The 17,582-nt window shown below is 70.1% G+C and carries 13 protein-coding genes; 4 read left to right on the top strand and 9 right to left on the bottom strand.

Going from position 1 to position 17,582, the window contains the following annotated elements; genetic code table 11:
• Positions 1 to 311 precede the first annotated feature (311 nt).
• A complete protein-coding gene (locus tag G3I60_RS07415) occupies positions 312 to 1,541 on the bottom strand; it encodes a glycoside hydrolase family 6 protein (RefSeq protein WP_239069618.1) in 1,230 nt (409 codons plus the stop codon).
• Between the two features lie 377 nt (positions 1,542 to 1,918).
• Between G3I60_RS07415 and G3I60_RS07410 the strand changes: the two genes are divergently transcribed.
• Entirely contained in the window at positions 1,919 to 3,709 is a 1,791-nt protein-coding gene (locus G3I60_RS07410) for a cellulase family glycosylhydrolase (protein WP_164293549.1), read from the top strand.
• Between the two features lie 70 nt (positions 3,710 to 3,779).
• On the opposite strand, the gene G3I60_RS07405 is transcribed toward G3I60_RS07410, so the two are convergent.
• The 7 genes from G3I60_RS07405 to G3I60_RS07375 form a co-directional block, all read right to left on the bottom strand.
• Entirely contained in the window at positions 3,780 to 4,874 is a 1,095-nt protein-coding gene (locus G3I60_RS07405) for an aldose epimerase family protein (RefSeq protein WP_164293471.1), read from the bottom strand.
• Between the two features lie 71 nt (positions 4,875 to 4,945).
• Positions 4,946 to 5,962, bottom strand: coding sequence for a LacI family DNA-binding transcriptional regulator (locus tag G3I60_RS07400; protein ID WP_138354218.1), 1,017 nt, complete (start codon positions 5,960 to 5,962; stop codon positions 4,946 to 4,948).
• Positions 5,963 to 6,096: 134 nt separating this feature from the next.
• Positions 6,097 to 7,128, bottom strand: coding sequence for an ABC transporter permease (locus G3I60_RS07395; protein ID WP_164293472.1), 1,032 nt, complete (start codon positions 7,126 to 7,128; stop codon positions 6,097 to 6,099).
• Positions 7,125 to 8,096 carry an ABC transporter permease gene (locus tag G3I60_RS07390; RefSeq protein ID WP_164293473.1) on the bottom strand — a complete coding sequence of 324 codons (972 nt, stop codon included), beginning with the start codon at positions 8,094 to 8,096 and terminating at the stop codon, positions 7,125 to 7,127. The genes G3I60_RS07395 and G3I60_RS07390 overlap by 4 nt, the downstream gene beginning before the upstream one ends.
• Positions 8,093 to 9,751: a sugar ABC transporter ATP-binding protein gene (locus G3I60_RS07385; protein WP_164293474.1), complete on the bottom strand. Its 1,659-nt coding sequence runs from the start codon at positions 9,749 to 9,751 to the stop codon at positions 8,093 to 8,095. Before G3I60_RS07385 ends, G3I60_RS07390 begins: the two co-directional genes overlap by 4 nt.
• A 109-nt stretch (positions 9,752 to 9,860) precedes the next feature.
• Complete coding sequence (locus tag G3I60_RS07380; protein ID WP_164606908.1) at positions 9,861 to 10,943, bottom strand: ABC transporter substrate-binding protein; 1,083 nt, start codon at positions 10,941 to 10,943, stop codon at positions 9,861 to 9,863.
• 411 nt (positions 10,944 to 11,354) lie between these two features.
• The gene (locus tag G3I60_RS07375) at positions 11,355 to 13,487 is read right to left on the bottom strand and encodes a discoidin domain-containing protein (protein WP_164293476.1); all 2,133 of its coding nucleotides are present in this window, start codon (positions 13,485 to 13,487) and stop codon (positions 11,355 to 11,357) included.
• Positions 13,488 to 13,670: 183 nt separating this feature from the next.
• On the opposite strand from G3I60_RS07375, the gene G3I60_RS07370 reads away from it, so the two are divergent.
• The 3 genes from G3I60_RS07370 to G3I60_RS07360 are packed head-to-tail and all read left to right on the top strand — an operon-like array spanning position 13,671 to position 14,559.
• Complete coding sequence (locus G3I60_RS07370; protein WP_138354212.1) at positions 13,671 to 13,859, top strand: hypothetical protein; 189 nt, start codon at positions 13,671 to 13,673, stop codon at positions 13,857 to 13,859.
• Positions 13,860 to 13,864: 5 nt separating this feature from the next.
• Positions 13,865 to 14,197 carry a metalloregulator ArsR/SmtB family transcription factor gene (locus G3I60_RS07365; RefSeq protein WP_138354211.1) on the top strand — a complete coding sequence of 111 codons (333 nt, stop codon included), beginning with the start codon at positions 13,865 to 13,867 and terminating at the stop codon, positions 14,195 to 14,197.
• Entirely contained in the window at positions 14,194 to 14,559 is a 366-nt protein-coding gene (locus tag G3I60_RS07360; RefSeq protein ID WP_244809595.1) for a hypothetical protein, read from the top strand. Before G3I60_RS07365 ends, G3I60_RS07360 begins: the two co-directional genes overlap by 4 nt.
• A gap of 103 nt (positions 14,560 to 14,662) precedes the next feature.
• Here G3I60_RS07360 and G3I60_RS07355 read toward each other — a convergent pair whose 3' ends face one another.
• Entirely contained in the window at positions 14,663 to 17,266 is a 2,604-nt protein-coding gene (locus G3I60_RS07355; protein WP_164293477.1) for a discoidin domain-containing protein, read from the bottom strand.
• Positions 17,267 to 17,582: the final 316 nt, after the last annotated feature.

The following is a 17,582-nucleotide window of genomic DNA, read 5'->3' as shown; positions in this document are numbered from 1 at the left end:
GCACGCCGCCAAGTCACTGTCCAGACCTCCGGCAGCAATCAGCCACTGCGGTACGGGGGTTGTGGCGGACCCGGCAAGGGTGCGGCACCGGCGCGGCCTGGAGTTTTACCGTCGGTGCAGGGGTGGGATGGTCCGTCGTTGTCATTTAACGATGTAAAGCGCAACGCCACCCCGTCCGACCGGAACCGCGAGGGTCCGGTCGGACGGGGTGGCGTTGGTGGTGGCCGGGTGCGGGGAGATGCGTTGAGAACGCCGGGGGGCCTGGAGGTACGCGGTGCGGTCCGGTCAGGTGTGCCGCACCGCGTACCGGTTTACGGCCGACCCAGGTTCCAGGTCAGGGCCGGGAGGGCCCGATTTGTCAGGCCGTGGGCCTGGTCCGCCCACCAGACGCCGGCGGCCGGGTCGGTGATGCCGTACTCCGGATCGGTGGTTCCCGAAGTGCCGCGGGTGCAACTGCCGTCGGACTCCCCGGGGACCTTGATCCACAGGAACGCGTCGAGCAGCGGGACGCCGGTGTTGCTGGTCGGACGGGTGCCCAGTCCGCGTCCTGGGGGGTTGCACCAGGTCTGCGGGTCGCTGTAGTCGGCGGTCGGGGTCCACGGGCCCTGGCCGTTGCGGCTGCTGTCGATCACGAAGTGCGGGAGCACGGCCGCGGCGGGCACATGGCTCGCGTACCAGGCGTCCGCGTCGGCGGCCGGCCAATACTGGTTCGCGCAGTCGCCGCCCGTCGCACCGGGAACGTTGCGCAGGTACCAGGTGCACTGCGCGACCTGGGTGCCGTAACGGATCAGGTCCGCGTCGGTCTGGTAGTTGGAGACGTTCAGGAAGAAGCCCTGTGCCTGAGCGATACCGCCTTCGACCAGCAATCCGGCCATCACCCCCACGTTCTGCCAGGCGCTGTGCCCGGCGTCGAGATAGACGACCGCGCCGGACTGCCGCTCCAGTCGTTGGACGGCGGCACGGATCTCGGCGATGCGGTCCGTCTGCTGGGCGGCGGTGCCGCCGCAGTAAGCCGGGCTCAGTGCCAGACCGTCCGGTTCCAGGATGACGACGGTGCGGTGGCTGCCGATGCCGCGGGCGAGAGCGTCGATCCACGCGGCGTACTCGGTGGAGTTCGACGCGCCGCCCGCCGAGTACTGCGAGCAGTCGCGGCCCGGCACGTTGTAGGCCACCGCCACCGGCACCTGGCCCTGCAACGCGGCCTTGGCTTGCAGCTTCGCCATGTCGGCGGTGGTCTGTTGGGGCGTGCTCGTGCCGTTGAACCACTGCGCGACCGGCCAGGAGGCCAGCTTCGCCATGGACAGGGCGCCGGCGTAGTCGTGCGCCCTGAGGTCGGCCACCGCCTGGTGCGCCGCCTTGCTGTCGAGGTCGGTGTAGAAGCGGGTGACGGCCGGGACCGAGTGGTCGGCGGTCGTGGTGGTGGCGCCTGAGGCCGGAGTGGACAGGACGCAGAGCGCGGTCGCTGTGGCGGCGGCCGTGGCGGTGAGGAACGTGGTCCAACGACGGATATATGGGAGCGCTCCCATATTTTTTCGGTTCATCGTGCCCACTTCTCTTCGATTCGCATCAGGAATGTTCGTTCAAGAGATGAACGCTGTTCGGCATCTTGACGCCGTCTGCAGGCGTCGCTTCTATGGCGCGGGGCCACTGTGGTCGTCCGTGGCTATGAAAACTGAAGGAATCGTGCCGCAGATCCCTTCTCCTGACCAGTCCCTTGACGCGGATTGCGGAGGTGAAGTTCCGAGATAAGTGGAAGCGCTCCCACGCTGAATGATCAGAGCCGCACCACCAGGGCCGCACCATCCCGAGCTGAAACCGTCAGAGCTGAACTGTCAGAAGAGCTGAATCGTCAGAGAGGACCAGGGACGTGTTCCATCTCTTGCGCCGACTGCGCACGGCCGGCACCGCCGTCGCCGTCATGGCCGCGCTGCTCATCCCGCTCGCCGGAACCCAGGGCGCGCAGGCCGCCGACACCGCCTTACCCACCCGTACCGAGCCCGCCGCACCCTCAGCCGCACCCGCAGCCGCCGTCGGAGCGGGCTACTGGCACACCAGCGGACGGCAGATCCTGGACGCGGCCAACCAGCCGGTCCGGATCGCCGGAGTGAACTGGTTCGGGTTCGAGACCGCCAACTACGTGCCGCACGGCCTCTGGTCGCGCGACTACAAGAGCATGATCGACCAGATGAAGTCGCTGGGCTACAACACGATCCGGCTGCCGTACAGCGACGACATCTTCAAAGGCACCGTCCCGAACGGCATCAACACCTCCGGCGGCATGAACGCGGATCTCCCGGGCCTGACGTCGCTCCAGGTGATGGACAAGATCGTCAACTATGCCGGGACGATCGGCCTCAAGGTCATCCTCGACCGGCACCGTCCCGACTCCAGCGCCCAGTCGGCGCTCTGGTACACCGGCGCGGTTCCCGAGTCGACCTGGATCGGCGACCTCACCGCCCTCGCGACCCGCTACCGGGGCAACCCCGCCGTCATCGGCATCGATCTGCACAACGAACCGCACGACCCTGCCTGCTGGGGCTGCGGCGACACCTCTGTCGACTGGCGGCTGGCGGCCGAGCGCGGCGGGAACGCGGTGCTCGCGGCCAACCCGTCCCTCCTCGTCTTCGTCGAGGGCATCCAGACCTACAACGGCGACTCGTACTGGTGGGGCGGCAACCTGCAGGGCGCCGGCCAGAACCCGGTCCGGCTGAACGTCGCCAACCGGCTCGTGTACTCCGCGCACGACTACGCGACCAGCGTCTTCGCCCAGACCTGGTTCAGCGACCCCACCTTCCCCAACAACATGGCGGGCATCTGGAACAAGAACTGGGGCTATCTCTTCCAGCAGAACACCGCCCCGGTCTGGCTGGGGGAGTTCGGCACCACCCTGCAGTCCTCCGTGGACCAGACCTGGCTCAGGACGCTGGTGCAGTATCTGCGGCCCACGGCCCAGTACGGGGGCGACGCCTTCCAGTGGACGTTCTGGTCCTGGAACCCCAACTCCGGTGACACCGGCGGGATCCTCAACGACGACTGGACCACCGTCAACACCGCCAAGGACGCCTATCTGACCAGCATCAAGGCGCCCTCCTTCGGCTCCGGCGGCGGAGGCGGCGACACCCAGCCGCCGAGTGCTCCCGCGAACGTCGCGGTCACCGGAACCACGAGCAGCACCGCTTCCCTCTCCTGGGGCGCGGCCACCGACAACGTGGGCGTCACCGGCTACGACGTCTACCGTGGCGGCGCGCTGGCCGGCAGCAGCACCGGGACCACCTACACCGACACGGGTCTGACCCCGTCCACCGCGTACGTCTACACCGTCAAGGCCCATGACGCGGCCGGGAACGCCTCGCCCGCGTCCGGCGCCGTCACCGCCACCACAGCCTCCGGCGGGGGTGGCGGGGGATCCGGGTGTGTGGCGGGCTGGCATGTCGACAGCCAGTGGACCCCGGGCTTCAACGCCACCGTCACCGTCACCAATTCGGGGACAGCGCCGAGTAGGTCCTGGACGGTCAACTGGACCTGGCCCGACGGGCAGCACGTGTCCAGCTTCTGGAACGCGGCCGTCCAGCAGTCCGGTACGGGGGTGAGTGCCGCGAACCTCACGTACAACGGCATGCTCGCCCCCGGCGCGTCGACCTCCTTCGGAATCCAGGGCACCTGGAGCGGCACCAACACGTCGCCCACGCTGACCTGTACCGCGTCCTGACCGGTTCAGCGCTCCTGACCGGCTTCCGTGGGGCGGCACACCGCCGCCCCACGGGACCACCGACGCACGCTCAGAGCAGGTGGGGGAAGCGGAATTCGGTGCGGCTGCGGAAAGCGGAGCCGGGACGCAGCACGGTCGTGGGGTAGGACGGCCGGTTCGGTGAGTCGGGGAAGTGCTGGGTCTCCAGGCAGACGGCTCCGTGCCGCTCATGGCGGTTGCCTTCGGCGTCGGTGAGCGAGCCGTCGAGGTGGTTGGACGTATAGACCTGCAGGCCGGGCTCGGTCGTCCAGACCTGGAGTTCCCGGCCGGACGCGGGATCGCGCAGCAGGGCGGCGGCCCGCAGACCGTCAGGACCCTCCGGCGGGCGCAGGACCCAGCAGTGGTCGTAGCCGTTGGCGTCCTTCAGCTGCGGATCGTCGGTCGCCAGGCCGTCGCCCAGCCGCCGAGGTGCGGTGAAGTCGAAGGGCGTGCCGGCCACTTCCCGGGCCGGGCCGAGCGGGATCGCGTCCGCCGACACCGGGAGATAGCTGTCCGCGCCGACGCTCAGCCAGTGGCCCAGCACAGCGCCCGGCCCCGACCCAGCCCCTGCCCCCACCCCCGCTCCCGCCAGGTTGAAGTAGGCGTGGTGGGTGAGGTTGATGACGGTCGGCCGGTCGGTGACGGCTTCGAAGGTGACGGAGAGCGTGCCCCGGTCGTCGAGCGCGTACGTCGCCGTCACCGTCAGCTCACCGGGGAATCCCATGTCGCCGTCGGGGCTGCGCAGCGTCAGCCGTACGTCGGCGCCGTCGCCGACCGGTTCCGCCTGCCACACCCGGCTGTTGAAACCCTCGGGGCCGCCGTGCAGGGCGTGCCCGTGGTCGTTGGCCGGTATGTGGTGTTCCTGCCCGTCGAGGGTGAACCGGCCGCCCGCGATGCGGTTGGCGTAGCGCCCGACCAGGGCTCCGACATACGGGTTCGGTGCGGCGTAGCTCTCCAGGTCCGGCAGCGCCAGGACGACGGAACGGCTGTGGCCCGCGCGGTCCGGGACCGTGAGGGCGTGCAGGATGCCCCCGTAGGTGAGGACCTCGGCGGTGACTCCGGTCGCCGACCGCAGCGTCCAGCGGTCCACGGCCCGGCCGTCCGGGGTGACGCCGAACGGTTCACGGTGCGCTGCGGGTCGGGGCATGGTGAGTCCTCGGGAAGGGTGCGGTGCTGGACGGATACGCGGCGGTCGGTGCCCATGGAGGGCGGCCCGGATCAGCCCGGCCGGCGGGCGGTGGACTCCCTGGCCACCAGCGTGTAGCCGGGCTGGATCCGCTCCGGCACCAAGTGGGGGGCGCCCGCGAGCCGGGCCACCACCCGCTCGACCGCGAGCCGGGCGATGGCCTGCTTGTCGGGGGAGACCGTGGTGAGGGCGATGGTCGAGAACCGCCCCTCCTCGATGTCGTCGAAGCCGACCACGGCGACATCGTCCGGTACCCGCAGCCCGCGGTCGGTCAGCGCGCGCATCGCGCCGATCGCGATCAGGTCGTTGTACGCGAAGACGGCGTCGGGCCGCTCCCCGCGGTCCAGCAGGGCGTTCATGGCGGCGGCGCCGTCGACCCGGCCGTAGCCGTCGGTGGCGGCCACCAGCGAGTCGTCGCAGGGCAGTCCGGCGGCGGTCAGCTCCTCCCGCCAGCCGCGCAGCCGCAGATGGGCGGGTTGCCTGGCGCTCTCCCTGCGGGCGCCGAGGAACGCGATCCGGCGGTGCCCGAGCCCGGTGAGATGGCGTACGGCGGTGCGCGCGGCGGAGACGTTGTCGATGGCGATCTGGTCGTAGGGCGCGTCGTACTCGCGCTCACCGAGCAGCACCAGCGGGGCGTCGTCGGTCCGGCCCAGCAGGTCGGCGGCCTCCAGCTCGATGGGGCTGAGGATGAGGCCGTCGATGACATGGGCGCGGAAGCCCTGGGAGACCAGGATCTCCTTCTGCCGTTCGCCCGCCGTGTGGTCGAGCAGGACGGTGTAGTCGTGCCGGGCGGCGGCGTCGACGACGGCGCCCGCGAGTTCCGCGAAGTACGGGTTGCCCAGTTCGGGGACGGCGAGCGCGATGATTCCGGTGCGGCCCTTGCGCAGATGCCGGGCGGTCAGGTTGGGGCGGTAGCCGAGCTCGTCGATGGCCCGTTGCACCTTCGCGCGCATTCCGGGAGTGACGTGCGGATAGTTGTTGACCACGTTCGAGACGGTCTTGATGGAAACGCCCGCCAGCTGCGCGACGTCCTTGAGGCTGGCGCCCACGAATGTCCTTCCTTCGGCCGAGCTGTCGAGATCCGGGCTGTTGGGGCCCGGCTGTTGAGACCCGGCGGTTTCCGGCCCCAGTGTGCTGCGTCCGGCTCCGCCCGGTCCACGACCGGCGGCGGAGCCGGGCGGGTTCAGGTACTGCGGCGGGCCGTGGACAGAGAGCGCTGGGCGACCACCACGAGGATCAGGAAGCCGCCGCTGACGACCGACTGGTAGGAGGAGTTCAGCGAGCCGATCTGGTTGATCAGATTCTGGATCACCGCCAGCAGCAGGACACCCCAGAGCGTGCCGGAGACCGACCCCGCGCCGCCGACCAGCAGCGTGCCGCCGATCACCACGGCGGCGATGGCGTCGAGTTCCATCCCTACCCCGATGATGGTGACGCCCGAGGAGAGCCGGGCGGCGTTGAGCGCGCCGGCGAGCCCGGCCAGCAGCCCGCTCAGCACGTAGACCAGGACCTTCGTCCTGGCCACCGGCAGACCCATCAAGGTGGCGGCGTCGCTGCTGCCGCCGACCGCGAACAGGGTCTGGCCGAACGAGGTGCGCTGCAGCACCAGACCGCCGCCCGCGAACAGCGCCAGCGCGATGAACACCGGGTACCCGAAGCCCCCGAGGCTGCCGCCGCCCAGTTCGGCGAAGGCCGAGCCGCGCGGCACGAGATAGGTGGTGGCGCCTTCGTGCGTGAGGGCGAGCAGCAGTCCACGGGCGCCGAGCAGCGAAGCCAGCGTCACGATGAACGGCGCCATGCCGGCCCGCGCGACGAGCAGGCCGTTCACCGCCCCGATCGCCCCGCAGACGGCGAGCGGCACCAGGAGCGCGGGCAGCACGCCCCACTGCGAGGCCCAGGCCGCGAGCACGCCGCCGAGCGCGAAGACGGAACCGACGGACAGGTCGATCCCGCCGGTGATGATCACCAGCGTCATCCCGAGGGCGACGATCGACAGGAAGGACGCCTGGACCGTCACGCCGCGCGCGTTGTCCAGGCTCGCGAAGGACGGGAAGACGAACGAGGAGACGAGAACCACCAGCAGCAGGACCACGAGGACGCCCTGGCGCTGCAGCAGTTCGGCCGCGCGCTGCCGGCCGGTGGGGCGGGCGGTGTACGCCGGGGCCGCCTGTCGGGGAACGGTGGGTGCGGAGGTGGCTTTGACGAGGGATTTCATCGGGATCGACGCTCCCGGGCGACATAGACGGCGACGAGGATGATGGCCGCCTGGGCCATCTGGGCGGTGGAGTCGTGCAGGTTGTGGGTGACCAGGGTGGCGTGCAGCAGCTGCATCAGCAGGGCGCCCGTCACCGTGCCCAGGACCCGTACCGAGCCACCGGTCAGCGGGGTGCCGCCGACGACCACGGCGGTAATGGCGGACAGCTCCATCAGATTGCCGAGCGCGGAGGGATCGCTGGCGGTCAGCCGCGCGGTGGCGAGGACACCGGCCAGCGCCGCCAGGACACCGCACACCACGTACACGCCGATCAGCACGCGCTTGACGGGCAGACCGGCCAGCGCGGCGGCGGCCCGGTTGCCGCCGACCGCGACCAGCTGCCGCCCGAAGGTGGTGCGCTGGACGAGGAAGGAGATGACGACGGCGAGCACTCCGGCGATCAGGACGACCAGCGGGATGCCCAGCAGGCTGTCGGTGCCCAGGCCCAACAGGTCGCGGTTCTGAATCTGTTTGAGCTGTCCGTCCGCGATGACCAGCGCCAGACCGCGGCCGCCGACGAACAGCGCGAGGGTGGCGACGATGGGCTGCAGTCCCACGAGGGCGACCAACGAGCCGTTCACCAGGCCGACCACGACCCCGGCGAACAGCGCGAGCAGCAGCGCCGGGGCCAGGCCGTAGCCGAGGTAGAGCGGCAGCAGCGCGCCGGCGAGCGCCATCGTGGACCCGACCGACAGATCGACGCCCTCGGTGCCGATGACCAGCGCCATGCCGAGCGCGACGATGACGATGGGGGAGACCTGGACGAGCTGGGTGCGCAGATTGCCGACGGTCAGGAAGTGGTCGGTGAAGACCGCGTTGAAGACCAGGAGCGCGGCGACGGCGCCGTAGACGCCGTACCGCTGGAGCAGTCCGGTGACCCCGGACCTGTCGAGGCCGCGGGCGGCGAGGGTGATGGGGACGTCGGTCATCGCCGGTCCTCCTTGGGGGCAGCGGGTTCTTCGGGGACCGCGGATCCCTTCGTCGCACCGACTGTCGCATCAGCTGTCTCATCAGCTGTCTCGTCGGCCAGGACGGCGAGGAGTTCGCTCTCCTCGACCCGGTCGCCGGTCAGTTCGCCCGCCACCGCGCCGCCGCGCAGGACGAGGATGCGGTCGGAGCCCTCGATGAGCTCATCGATGTCGGAGGAGATCAGCAGCACCGCCAGACCCTCCTGCGCGAGGTCGTCGATCAGCGCCTGCACCTCGGCCTTGGCGCCCACGTCGATGCCGCGGGTGGGCTCGTCGAGCAGCAGGACCTTGGGCTCCAGGCAGAGCCAGCGGGCCAGCAGCACCTTCTGCTGGTTGCCGCCGGACAGTTCGCCGACCTTCTGCTCCGGGCTGGACGCCTTGATCCGCAGCCGCTTCATGAACACGTCGACGATGCGGTCCTGCCGCCCGCGCGAGACGATCCCGGCGCGCGAGAGCCGGGGCAGCGCGGCGAGCACGATGTTCTCCCGGACCGACAGACCGGGGACGATGCCCTCGGCCTTGCGGTCCTCGGGCAGCAGGCTGATCCCGGCCCTGATCGCCGCGGCGGGGGTGAGCCGGCGCAGGGGGCGGCCGCCGACGCTGATCTCGCCGCCGTCCAGCGCCAGCGCCCCGGCCACGGCCTTGGCGGTCTCGCTGCGACCGGAGCCCAGCAGTCCGCCCAGCCCGAGCACTTCGCCCGGATGCAGTTCCAGGCCGACGTCACGCAGTACCAGCCCGCTGGTCAGCCCGGTCGCGGTGAGTACGGGCCGACGTTCGGCCTGGTGCCCGTCGCCGAAACCGGTGGTGCCGTGCCGGCGGACCTCCGCGATCTCGCGGCCGAGCATCATCGACACCAGCCGCATCCGGTCGAGCTCGCGCAGCTCGCCGGTGTGCACATGCCGGCCGTCCCGCAGGACCGTGACGCGGTCGCAGATCCGGTACAGCTCGTCCAGCCGGTGGCTGACGTAGACGATCGCGATGCCGCGGTCGTGCAGCTCGCCGATCACCCGGAAGAGCGTCTCGACCTCGCGCGGTTCCAGCGAGGACGTGGGCTCGTCCATCACGACCACCCGGGCCCGCACGGACACCGCCCGCGCCAGGGCCACCATCTGCTGGGTGCCGACGCCGAGCGTGTGCAGCGGCCGGCGCGGATCGGCCCTGACCCCGAAGCCGGTCAGCAACTCGGCGGCCTCGCGGTGCATCCGGGGGAAGTCGATCAGACCGAACCGGTTCTTGGGCTCACGGCCGAGGAAGATGTTGCGGGCCACGCTCATCAGGGGGACGAGGTTGACCTCCTGGTAGATGGTCGAGATCCCCGCCTGCTGCGCCTCGTAGGGGCGGTGGAACGAGACCGGGGCGTCGCCGAGCCGCAGCTCCCCGCCGTCCGGGCGGTGGACGCCGGTGAGCAGCTTGATCAGCGTCGACTTGCCGGCGCCGTTCTCCCCGACCAGTGCGTGGATCTCACCGGCCCGAAGGGCGAAGGACACCTCGTCGAGCGCCACCACGCCGGGGAAGCGCTTGCTGACGCGGACGGCCTCCAACACGGCCGGTGCGCCGGGTGGTTCCGCGGTGCCGGCCGGCACGGACGCCGCCTCGACGGCTTCGGATGGTGCCATGGTCGTGGCCTTCCGGGGGAGAGCTGGTGGGGGTCCGGACCGCCCGCGCCTGTGCGGGGGCGGCCCGTCGCGCGGCCTGCGGCCTCGGGCTCGGGGCTGTGGGCCCGGGTCAGTACGCCCCGCCCAGCGACGCCTTGGCGTTGCTGTCGTCGTACGCCCGGTCGGAGATGATCACGTTCTCCGGGATGCCCTCGCCGCCGAAGAACTTCTGGGCGGTGGCGAACGCCAGCGGCCCGAAGCGCGGGTTGGACTCGATGACGGCGTTGTACTCGCCGTTGACCAGCGCCTGGACGGCGTTGCGGGTGCCGTCGACCGACACGATCTTGATGTCCTTGCCCGGCTTCTTGTTCGCGCCCTTGAGCGCGGTGACCGCGCCGAGGCCCATCTCGTCGTTCTCGGCGTAGACGGCGGTGATGTCCGGCTTGGACTGGATGAGCTGCTCCATGACCTGCTGGCCCTTGTCACGGGCGAACTCGCCGGTCTGCTGGGCGACGATCTCCAGTCCGGGCGCCTGGGCCTTGAGCTGGTCCACGAAGCCCTTGGTGCGGTCGGTGGTGACGTTGTTGCCCGACGCCCCGAGCAGGATCGCCACCTTGCCCTTGCCGCCGGTCGCCTTGATCATCGCGTCGGCCGCGCGCTTGCCCTGCTCGACGAAGTTGGAGCCGAGAAAGGCCACATAGTCCTTGCAGGCGGTGGCGTTGAGCTTGCGGTCGATGGTGATGACCGGGACGTGCTTGGCCGCGGCGGCCTGCAGCGCCGGCTCCAGCCCGTCGGAGTTGAGCGGCGCGACGATGAGCAGCTGCGCTCCCTGGGAGAGCATGTCCTGGATGTCGCTGATCTGCTTGGGCAGCTGGGACTGGGCGTTGGTGGTGAGCAGCTTTTTCACACCGAGCTTGGCGGCCTCGTCCTTGATCGACTGGGTCTCCGCGATCCGGAAGGGGTTGGCCTCCTTCTCGGACTGGGAGAAGCCGACCACCGCGTTCTTGAGGTCCAGCTTGGTGGCGCCGTAGCTCTGCAGCGTGCAGCCCGTGCCCGCGGCACCGGTGGTGGGCGCGACGGTCTGCGCTCCCGCGCCGGTGTCGCCGGTGGCCTTGTCGGTCGTCTCCTGCTTCGAGCAGCCGGCGGTCGCCAGCCCGGCCATCACGACGAGTACACAGGCGGCGGCGAGGGTGCGGGATCTCTGGGTGGTCATGCTCACGACACTCCTTGGGTACGACGGCGGTGCCGCCGAGCAGTACGTGGTCCGGTCCTGGAGTTCTGCGGGGCGCGCACGCCGGCGGACCACCGCGCGAGGGGAGCGCGGTGCCCGGGCAGCGAGGTGACGTGCGCCGATACCGGTGATCCGGCGGCTGAGGAGGCTCTCCCGCCACTCGGCTTTACAACGTTATATACGCGCTGCGCGGCGCCGACAAGCGTTCGGTTCCCGCATTTCCAAAATGTGTCCGGCCTGGAACTCGCCATCCGGCACCCATCGTTGATGTCCTGCGTGGACTGCGCGGACCTTCTTTCCAACGATGCATGCCGAAATGCCGGTCGGGCCCCGTCCAGGTGCGGACGGCGCCCGACCGGCAGCCGGCGCCCGAGCGGGCGTGGCGGCGGCGTCCTACTGGGAGACGCGCACGTAGTCGATCTGCATCTTCTGCGGGAGGACGGTCGTGGCGTCGGGCGCCCCGGGCCAGTCACCGCCGACCGCGTTGTTGAGGATGAGGTAGAAGGGGTGGTCGTACACCCACGGGCCCCTCGTCGACTCCACCACCGCCTTGTCCGCGGTGAAGAAGGCGTGGCCGTCCACCGAGAACGTCATGTGGGTGGAGTCCCAGTCCACGGCGTAGATGTGGAAGGCCGAGGCGAAGTCGCTGCCCGCGAGGGTGTACGGGGAGCCGTAGCCGTTTCCGCCGTTGTAGGCCGGGGCGTGCAGCGTGGAGTAGACCGAGTCGGCGACCTTGCCGACATGCTCCATGATGTCGATCTCACCGGAGTTCGGCCACGGCGTACCGGTCTTGAAGTTGGACCCGAGCATCCAGAACGCGGGCCACAGGCCCTGCGTGCCGCTCACCTTGATCCGCGCCTCGACGTGGCCGTAGGTGAAGTTGAAGTGGTCCGACGTGTTGATCCGGCCGGAGGTGTACTGGCCGCTGGCCTCCTTGCGCGCTTCGATGACGAGGCTGCCCGCGCCGTCCATGGCGGTGTTGTCACCGTTGGTGTAGTACTCGAGCTCGCCGTTCTGGCCGTTGCCGACGTCCTGGGTCCACTTGCCGGTGTCCGGCCTGGTGCCCGCAGCGCCGTTGAACTCGTCGCTCCACACCAGGTGTTCGGGGTTTCCGGGGTTCGGCGGCAGGGCGGGCGGCGCCGTGGGGCTGCCGCCGGTGCCGTAGACGTCGAAGGTCCACAGCGAGTAGCCGTAGCTGCTGCTGCGGGCGGTGCCGTACATCCGCACATAGCGGCCGTTGCCGTCGACGGTCAGGGTTTCCTTGAAGCCCTTGCCGGTGGTTGTGGAGTAGATGCTCGCCCAGTTGGTGCCGTCGGGCGAGACCTGGATCTGGTAGGCGGTGGCGTAGGCCGGGTCCCACTGGAGCACGACCTTGGTGACGTGCGCGGTCGCGCCCAGGTCGACGGCTATCCAGCCGGGGTCGACCCAGCCGTCGGTGTCGCTGGTCGCCCACCGGGTGGCCGGGTCCTCGTCGAGGGCCTTGGCCGGGGTGCAGCCGGTGCAGCTGTTGGCGTTCTGGTAGGTCGAGGCGGTGGCCGGCTTGTTGTACGAGAGCAGCGCCGAGCCGTCCTGGGGCGGCTGCGTGCCGCCGCCGGTGGTGAAGACCTGGAACTCCCAGAGCGAGTACCCGTACGCGGTGGCGCGCTGGGTGCCGTACACGCGGATGTAGCGGCCGGTTCCCGACAGCGTGATCAGTTCGGTCGCGCCCGGTCCCGTGGTGGTGGAGTGGATCGTGGTCCAGTTGATGCCGTCCGCCGAGGTCTGGATCTGGTAGGCCCTGGCGTAGGCGGTCTCCCAGCTCAGCTGCACTCCGCAGATGCTCTGGCCGGTGCCGAGGTCGACCTGGAGCCACTGGGGGTCGGCGGCGGCGCTGGACCAGCGGGTCCCGGCGTTGCCGTCCACCGCCGCGGTGGCGGGGGTGCCGGCGTTCTCGGTGGAGGACGCGGTCGCCGGCTGGTTCAGCGCGGCGTCGGCGGTGCCGCAGGCGGGAGTGGCGGGGCCGGTGGTGCCGTAGACCTGGAACTCCCACAGGGAGTAGCCGTACTGGGTGTGCCGGACGGTCCCGTTGATCCGCACGTACCGGCCGCTGCCGGTGACGTTGAGGGTCTCGGTGCCGCCCGCGCCGGTGGTGGTCGTGTACACCGTGGTCCAGTCGGTGCCGTCGGGCGACGTCTGGATCCGGTACGCGGAGCCGTACGCGGTCTCCCAGTTGAGCACGACCTTGCTGATCGTGGCGGTCGCGCCGAGATCGACCCGCAGCCACTGCGGATCGGCGGCGGCGCTGGACCAACGGGTCCCGGCGTTGCCGTCGACGGCCGCGGAAGCGGGAGTGCCGGCGTTCTCCGTGGACGACGCCGTCACCGGCTTCCCCTGCGACAGCAGCGCGTCGGCCGCTTGCGCGGGGGCTCCGGCCGCAGTCAGGGAAAGGGCTGCCACCAGTGCGGCGACCAGGGTCAGGACGAGGGACCGCCAGGGGTGTCGATGGGGCTTCCGGCGGGGCCGGATGGTGCCGGGACTGCCTGTCATGGCATCTCCAATCGGTGGAAGCGCTCTCTGCGCAGGAATGAGTGCGGCGGTGCCGCCATCACGTCAGAAGAGGGAGAGCGCTCCACCGCGGTGAGCGCGAACCGGCCTGGCCGGGTGAATTGAAGAATTCTTCACTTCCGTACATCATGTCCTCATCAAGGGGGGCGGCATGCGGGAGGCGCGATGACGGAGATGACACCCGAGGCGGTCCGTGGGCAGGTGGCGGAAGCGCGTGCCGCCCTGGCGGCAGCGGTGGACAGCGGCGAGTACGGGGCGATCTCCGGGGCCCTCGACGCGCTGGAGGAATCGCTGGGGCTGGCCAGGCTCCATGGTGTCGAGCTCCCCGCGGCCGACGGGGGCGAGAGGACGTGAGGACCGTGCCGGTTCCGCTGTACCAGGCGAAGGCGGAGCTCTTCCGGATGCTGGGGCACCCGGTCCGCATCCGGGTCCTGGAGCTCCTGCAGGACGGGCCGATGCCGGTCCGCGAGCTGCTGGCCGCGATCGAGGTGGAGCGCTCCAACCTCTCGCAGCAGCTGGCGATCCTGCGCCGGTCGGGGATCGTCACCTCGACCCGTGAGAAGGACACCGTGGTCTACTCCCTGTCTGCCGGGGATGTCGCCGATCTGATGCGGGCGTCACGCCGGGTCCTGAACGGACTGGTCGGTGAAGTGGCCGCGGGCCACGTCCCAGGCCCTAGGCTCAGCCCGTGACCACAACCGGCGATGAAGAACTCGACAGCCAGCAGCTCGGCCCGCGATGGCAGGACGCGACACCGCGGGAGCGGCTCGCCCTGATCCGCGACTTCCGTCATCAGCCGCTGACTCCCCGGCAGGCGCGCCGGATCCGCATCGTCGTCGCCGCGTTCTTCATGGCCGTCGCGGCGGCTGTGCTGGTGGTGCGGCTCGGCGACCAGCCGTCGGTCCTGGTCGTGGGCGTGTACGGGGCGGCGCTGATCGTGTGCGGCGTGGTCATCGAGCTGAGCCGGAAGGGCCGGACCCGGGTGGCCATGTGGCTGCTGGGCGCCGGTCTCCTCGCGGTCGCCGGCGCCGAACAACTGCTGCGGACCCTCTGAACACCTGCTGAGGCATACAGAGGGAGAGCGCTCTCCTCCTGCTGTGACACGGGGCGGCTCACTCCCGTGCCGCCCCGTGCCCGGCACTCGTGCCGTCAGCGGGTTACGGGTACGACGTCACCGTGGACGGCACCGTCGAGGTACCCGACGTCGGCGACCCGACGTCGTTGATGACGTGGGCGTACTGGCCCATGCCGCCGAGCGACACCACCAGCAGGTCGTGGAACCTCACGCCCGGCTTGTTCGGTGCCTCGAAACCGTGGTCCTGCACGATCGTCGGATCCGCGGTGAAGTTGCAGTAACTGCCGAGGCCCCAGCCCTCATGCGTCGTGACGTTGTCGTCGACCTTGTAGGCGGCGAAGCCCCTGATGCTGCCGTTCTGGATGGCGGCCTGGTTCGGCGGGTCGTAGGCGATCTCGTTCTGGAAGAAGATCGTCCTGCCGTTCTCGCCGCTCCACTCCACGTCGTACTTCTTGAAGTGCTCGACGAAGAGTCCGGTCGCCAGCACATTGGCGCCGTTGACCTTCAGCCCGTAGTCGGACGGGTTGGTGTTCCAGCCGACGCCCGCGCCGTGGTCGGCGCGCCACAGCCAGGTGTGGTCGATGATCGTGTCGTTGCTGTTCACCTCGACCGCGGTGGTCGCCTGGCCGGGGCCCGCGCCACCGATCCGCACGAACACGTCCTGCATGGACGTGGGGTCGGCGGCGTGGCCGGCGGAGGACCCGGCCGGGCCGATCTGCAGCAGCACCGGCGAGTTGACCGTACCGGCGTCGATCAGGAAGCCGGCCAGCTTGACGCCGTTGACGTCGGCGACCTTGACCGCTGTCACGCCGTTGTCCGGAACGATGGTGGCCAGGCCGAGACCGAGCACGACGGTGTCGGCGCGGGTCACGTTGATCGCCTGGTCGACGTGGTAGACGCCAGGGGTGAAGAGCAGATTGAGACCCTGGGCGAGCGCCGCGTTGATGGTCGCCGCGGAGACCCCCGGCTTCGCCACGTAGAACTGGCTCAGCGGAAGCGAGGTGCCCGGCGTGTTCGGCCAGGACGTACCGACGGCGTTGACGCGCTTGGACGGGACGAAGACCTTGTAGTCGTTGCCGTCCAGGTACATGTACGGCTTCTCGCGCGACACCGGGGTGGTGGCGAGCGTCGTGTACACGGGGTTCGGGAAGCCCTGCGCCGGAGCGCCCTGGACACCCGAGAACACCATGTTCCAGACGCCGTTGGTCCAGCCGCCGACCGAGCTGTCACGGGTGTACCACTGCTGCTGCGAGTACGGGCCGACGGTGCCGTCGATCTTGCTGTCGGCGATGTAGCCGCCGCTCGCCCAGCCGTAGCTCGCGGGCGCCAGGTTCAGCCCGCCCTTGACGTGGATCCGGCGGAAGGGCGCGGCCTGCGCGACCGCCCACCGGTCGGTGCCGTTGGACGGCGTGATCGCCAGGTTCTCCGCGGAGCGCCAGAAGTTCTGGGTGGCGTTGCCCGCCATCCAGCCGGCGTCGACGGTGATGTCACCGTTGATCTGGGTGTCGTCGGGGTTGAGGCCGAGACCCGAGATCGAGGTGTAGAAGCCGATCTGCGCGTTCAGGCCGCTGTACGTGCCCGGCTTGAAGAACAGCTGGTACCGGCCGGTGCCGAACTGGGCCGACTCCTGCTGCGTGAAGATCTGGTCCAGCGTCCCCTGGATGTTGGGGGTGGACGGGTCGAAGACCTTCACGTTGGGACCGAGGTCACCGCCGCCCTCGATCGGGCCACCGGGGTCGGTGGTGCCGCCCGGGGTGCCGTAGACCTGGAACTCCCACAGCGAGTAGCCGTATACGGTCGCGCGGGTGGTGCCGTAGACCCGGACGTAGCGCCCGGTGCCGGTCACGTTCAGCGTCTGGTTGCCGCCGGTGCCCGTGCTGGTGGAGTAGACGTCGGTCCACGTCGACGCGTTGTCCGACGTCTGGACCTTGAAGGCCTTGGCGTACGCCGCTTCCCAGTTGAGGGTGACGGAGCTGATGGTGGCGGTGGCGCCGAGGTCGACCTGGATCCACTGGGGGTCGGTCGCGGCGCTGGACCAGCGGGTGCCGGTGTTGCCGTCGACCGCGGAGGCGGCGGGCGTGCCCGCGTTCTCGGTGGACGACGCCGTGGCGGCCTTGCCCTGCGAGAGCGGCGTGCCCCCGGTGGGCGGCGTGGTGCCGCCCGGGGTGCCGAAGACCTGGAACTCCCAGAGGGAGTAGCCGTAGCCGGTGGCGCGGACGGTGCCGTACATACGGACGTAGCGCCCGGAAGCGTTGACGTCCAGCGTCTGGCTACCGCCGGGGCCCGTCGTGGTGGAGTACGCGTCGGTCCAGGTGGTGCCGTTGTCGGAGACCTGGATCGCGAAGGCCTTGGCGGACGCCGTCTCCCAGGTGAGGGCTATCCGGCTGATGGTGGCGGTGGTGCCGAGGTCGACCTGGATCCACTGGGGATCGGCGGCGGCGCTGGACCAGCGGGTGCCGGTGTTGCCGTCGACCGCGGCCGCGGCGGGGGTGCCGCCGTTCTCGGTGGAGGACGCCGTCGCGGCCTTGCCCTGCGACAGGAGGGTGCCCGCCGCGTGCGCGGAGTGCGAGGGGATGAAGAGGAGCAGCGAGGCGATCAGCGCCGTGATGACCGCCACGGCCGTGTTGCGCAGGTTCACCGGCGCCGTCGGTCTCGGCGCCGGTGGACCGGTGGGGGGTGCGAGCATGAGCAACTCTCCTGTTTTCCACGTGCGAGGGCAGGACTCGGTGGCCGTCCGGCCGTGCGGTGGCCGGACGACGCGATGAGGGCAGCGACATGCGGGTGCGTCCTCACGGGTGAGTCCTCACGCGTGAGAGAGCGCTCTCCCGGTACACCGCGATGGTTCTCCCTGTGTTTCCTGCATGTCAAGAGTTGTGCACGCAGTGCGAACGGGGACCGGGAGAAGCTCGGCGAACAACGGTAAATGGCCCGGAAATTGCGACAGATGTTGAAGCGGAGCGATGACCAGCGGGTATCCCGGAAAGTAGGTGTCTTCGGGTTCT

Origin of the sequence: Streptomyces sp. SID13666 (assembly GCF_010548325.1) — a bacterium.
GTDB classification, from domain to species: domain Bacteria; phylum Actinomycetota; class Actinomycetes; order Streptomycetales; family Streptomycetaceae; genus Actinacidiphila; species Actinacidiphila fildesensis.
The sequence above is the reverse complement of the archived record's forward strand: the minus strand, read 5'-3'. Positions and strand labels throughout refer to the sequence as shown.

Excerpts from the sequence above, each read along its gene's own strand:
- G3I60_RS07385 (WP_164293474.1), bottom strand. The coding sequence starts at position 9,751 with ATGGCACCATCCGAAGCCGTCGAGGCGGCGTCCGTGCCGGCCGGCACC.
- G3I60_RS07410 (WP_164293549.1), top strand. The coding sequence starts at position 1,919 with ATGGCCGCGCTGCTCATCCCGCTCGCCGGAACCCAGGGCGCGCAGGCC.
- G3I60_RS07390 (WP_164293473.1), bottom strand. The coding sequence starts at position 8,096 with ATGACCGACGTCCCCATCACCCTCGCCGCCCGCGGCCTCGACAGGTCC.
- G3I60_RS07405 (WP_164293471.1), bottom strand. The coding sequence starts at position 4,874 with ATGCCCCGACCCGCAGCGCACCGTGAACCGTTCGGCGTCACCCCGGAC.
- G3I60_RS07395 (WP_164293472.1), bottom strand. The coding sequence starts at position 7,128 with ATGAAATCCCTCGTCAAAGCCACCTCCGCACCCACCGTTCCCCGACAG.
- G3I60_RS07375 (WP_164293476.1), bottom strand. The coding sequence starts at position 13,487 with ATGACAGGCAGTCCCGGCACCATCCGGCCCCGCCGGAAGCCCCATCGA.
- G3I60_RS07355 (WP_164293477.1), bottom strand. The coding sequence starts at position 17,266 with ATGCTCGCACCCCCCACCGGTCCACCGGCGCCGAGACCGACGGCGCCG.
- G3I60_RS07415 (WP_239069618.1), bottom strand. The coding sequence starts at position 1,541 with ATGAACCGAAAAAATATGGGAGCGCTCCCATATATCCGTCGTTGGACC.
- G3I60_RS07380 (WP_164606908.1), bottom strand. The coding sequence starts at position 10,943 with ATGACCACCCAGAGATCCCGCACCCTCGCCGCCGCCTGTGTACTCGTC.
- G3I60_RS07370 (WP_138354212.1), top strand. The coding sequence starts at position 13,671 with ATGACGGAGATGACACCCGAGGCGGTCCGTGGGCAGGTGGCGGAAGCG.